Consider the following 3,193-nt stretch of genomic DNA (forward strand, 5'->3'; position numbering starts at 1 on the left):
CCACCCGACAGCACGGAGGCGGGCCCCGGGGCCCGCCTCCGTGCTGTCGGGTGGCGACCGGTCAGGTGTGGTCCGCCGCCGGCCGGAGGAGCGGTCAGTCCCGGGGCTGGGCGACGTCGAGGGTGTGGAGATAGTCGAGGGCGGCGTCCCGGGGCACGTACCAGGCTTTGCCGGTCCGCATGGCCGGCAGGTCGCCGGAGTGGACCAGGCGGTAGACGGTCAGCTTGGTCACTCGCAGCAGCGCGGCGGCGTCCGCGATGGTCAGGAACCGAATGTCGTCCGCTGGCGGGGGCGTCACCGGGTGCGTGAGGGCGGGCCGGGCAGGCTGGGTAGGCCGGGCGGGTTCGCGCATCCAGGTGGTCAGCCGGTCGAGTTCCCGCTGGACGTCGCTCTCGCTCGGCGGCGGCACGGCCTGCTCGATGCGCCGGAGCAGATCAGGCAGCGGGTCGGCGTTGTCGGCGGAGCGCCAGATGATCGTCATGATGCCCTCCTCTTCTGTGCGGTGCCCTCTGCGGCGGGCTGGGCGAAGGGCAGGTGCTCGCCGACTTCGGCGCCCAGACGCAGGCGGGCTTTGTGGAGATGCACCCGCACGGTGGCGGGTGAGATGCCGAGACTGCGGGAGATCTCGGCCGGGGCGAGGCCCTCGCGCCAGGCCAGGACGGCGACCGCGCGCTGGGACCGGGGCATGGCGGAGATCACCGCCCAGCAGCGTTCGAGAGCGGCGCGGGCCACGGTGACGTCCGCCGGATTGTGCGGGGCGATGGTGTAGTGCTCGCACACCTGGAAGTGCAATTCGTCGAAGTGGACATCACGGCGAAGATCGTCGATGAACCGATTGCGGGCCACCGTCCTGAGCCACGCCTTCTGGCCGTCCAGCGAGCGGGAACCGACTTCGGCCCATTTCAGCGCGGCCTTCTGGAAGGCGTACTGAACCAGGTCAGGGGCGTCCGCCGCACCGGCCAGCACGGTGGTGCTGCGAAGCACGTCGCGGTACGCGGTGCGGTACAGCCCGGTGACGGCGTCGGCGACGTCCGCCGAGATGCGCCGGGTGTGCTCTGTCGTCACTTGGCCCCCTGGGTCCGCTCGTCCATGTCCGTTCCCCCGGCCGGCCGGGCGCCGACCTGGACCCGCATGCCGGGCCCGCCCATTCCGCTCTCCTGTTCCACGACGGTGCCCAGCGGCGACCGTTCGACCAGCGCGACCAGGGTGCGTCGGCGCTGCCACTCGGCCAGCTGCCGCACTGCCACCCCCAGGACCCCGACTAGGGCCAGCACGATCCATGACGACTGGTGAACACCCAGCGCCACGAACGGCACCACCGGGGTCCAGCCGAGCAGTTGGGTGAGCCCTTGACGCTTCATACCCAGCAGACGAACGGCAACCCCAAACCGTTTACATCCGAGGCAAAAAATGTTATGAGCGGTCAAGCGCCCTACTGTTTTGCATGGCCAGGCGGGTGCGCATCGTCCGTGACTGAAGGGCACGGCGAGCGGTCGAAGCTGGAGGCTGCCGCCTGGCCCTGGCCCTGGTCCTGGTCGACGCTCGGGTGCCGGTCTGGTCCTACTCGTCCGCCGGCCGCATCTCGCCCCAGGCCTCGGCCCTGCTGCGCCGTGCTGGGCGGAGCAGGGCGGGATGATGGTGTATTTCCATGGGTTGGTTGGTGGTTGTAACGGGGTTTTGTGTCACGTTGTCAATGGGGCAATTCGAGGTGTTTCTGAGGTGGCCTGGAGTGGATTCCTGGCGTTACACATTCGGTCTGTTGATGCATTTCTTGTGGCGGCCCAAAGGGGGCGAGTGCGGCGCATCGCCGCGGCCCCCGACGAGCCGTTGTTCACCCCACCCTTCCCGACTACCGGCCTGCCCCTGGTGACCCGCTTCGCCGAGTCCTGCAGACTGCTCCCGCCCCAGCCACCACGCCCGAGCCCCACACCACAGACCAGGCGGCACAGGACGCAGCAAGAGACCGTCTGGCCCCTGAGTACCGCCCACTACTACTATCCCTGGGCCGTCACCGAAGACATGCGAGGCTGTCCGCCCCCACCCCCGTCACACCGTGGGCGCACACTGCGGACCGGGCGACTATGGAACGGCCGAGCCTTCACCGAGGCCACCCAGGGACGACGCCGATGACACACCGCACAAAGCAGCCCCACCCCGCCGCACCAAAGTTCTGAGCTGACGGGATTTCTGCGAGGGCCGAAATCCCAAGGGGGGAAGAGATTTTGTAACGCCTGCCTTGGCCAGGCCGGCCCGGGCGGTGAGCCGAGGCCTCGGCGTGGCCGCCGTCCGGGAGCTGCTCGCCGCCGGCCTGGGCCTGGTCCTGGGCCTTGCCGGTGCTGCGCCGGGCTGGGCCGGGTCTATGGGGGATTTCCATGGGTTGGTTGGTGGGTTGTAACGTGGTTCTGTGTCACGACGTCAATGGGACATTCTGAGGTTTTCCGAGGGGTCCTGGCGCGGATTTCTGGCGTTACAGAACCGGATTGCGGTGCATTCCGTGGCGGTGGAGGTGGCGGTGTCGTGGTGTTGGGCGATGGGCTGTTTCAGTGCTGGCGCGCCAGATTCTCTTCAGTGACATTCTGATGCGGTGTCGGGGGTGGGGGGCGCGAAATTTGGCCTCCTGGTTGGACCACTGTGGGCCTGGCGTCCTGTCGCACCGGGTGTACTGTCTATGGGGGAGGGATTGCGCCGCCGGGCAGGGTGGTGACAGAATGCGATGGCTGGTAAGGGGCTGGCCGGGTCGCTCCCGGCCAGCAGAGTGGAAGCCGAGGGCGGACCCCAGGCACCCCCCTCAGTCAGCCAGGCGCACGGAGTTGCGCTAAAACCCCAACTGACCAGTAGAAATACCCGACCAGGCTAGCCAGGGACAGGGCCGTAGAGCCCGGCACGGACGCGCTGGCACCCCGACCAGGAGCGACCAGACCAGCGACCGAAGCCCCCGCAGAGCCCGGCACGGACGCGCTGGCACCCCGACCAGGAGCGACCAGACCAGCGACCGAAGCCCCCGCCAGCCAGCGGCGCGGAGCGCCGCAACATCACTCTCCGCTACTGCGCCCCGGAGGGGCGCCACAACGCTCCGTCACGTAGTGACGGCGCGCCGTCTGCTCCGCAGACATGGCGCGAGATCGGAAGAGCGTCGGGTTGGGAAAGAGTGTAATGTTAATAGTGTATTTATAGGTGGTGGGCGGGTGATTAA

The 3,193-nt window shown here is 68.4% G+C and carries 3 protein-coding genes; all 3 read right to left on the minus strand.

Translation table 11 applies throughout. The annotated features are described in order from the left end of the window. Positions 1-94: 94 nt before the first annotated feature. The 3 genes from ABTZ03_RS44115 to ABTZ03_RS44125 all read right to left on the minus strand — a co-directional run bounded on the left by ABTZ03_RS44115 (position 95) and on the right by ABTZ03_RS44125 (position 1,361). Entirely contained in the window at positions 95-298 is a 204-nt protein-coding gene (locus ABTZ03_RS44115) for a helix-turn-helix domain-containing protein (RefSeq protein ID WP_350518930.1), read from the minus strand. Positions 299-477: 179 nt separating this feature from the next. Then, positions 478-1,065: an RNA polymerase sigma factor gene (locus ABTZ03_RS44120; protein ID WP_350518928.1), complete on the minus strand. Its 588-nt coding sequence runs from the start codon at positions 1,063-1,065 to the stop codon at positions 478-480. Beyond that, positions 1,062-1,361, minus strand: a complete 300-nt coding sequence (locus ABTZ03_RS44125; RefSeq protein WP_350518929.1) for a hypothetical protein — start codon at positions 1,359-1,361, stop codon at positions 1,062-1,064. The genes ABTZ03_RS44120 and ABTZ03_RS44125 overlap by 4 nt, the downstream gene beginning before the upstream one ends. Positions 1,362-3,193 lie beyond the last annotated feature (1,832 nt).

This window comes from Kitasatospora sp. NPDC096077 (assembly GCF_040303245.1).
In the GTDB taxonomy this organism is placed as follows: domain Bacteria; phylum Actinomycetota; class Actinomycetes; order Streptomycetales; family Streptomycetaceae; genus Kitasatospora.

Excerpts from the sequence above, each read along its gene's own strand:
- ABTZ03_RS44125 (WP_350518929.1), bottom strand. The coding sequence starts at position 1,361 with ATGAAGCGTCAAGGGCTCACCCAACTGCTCGGCTGGACCCCGGTGGTG.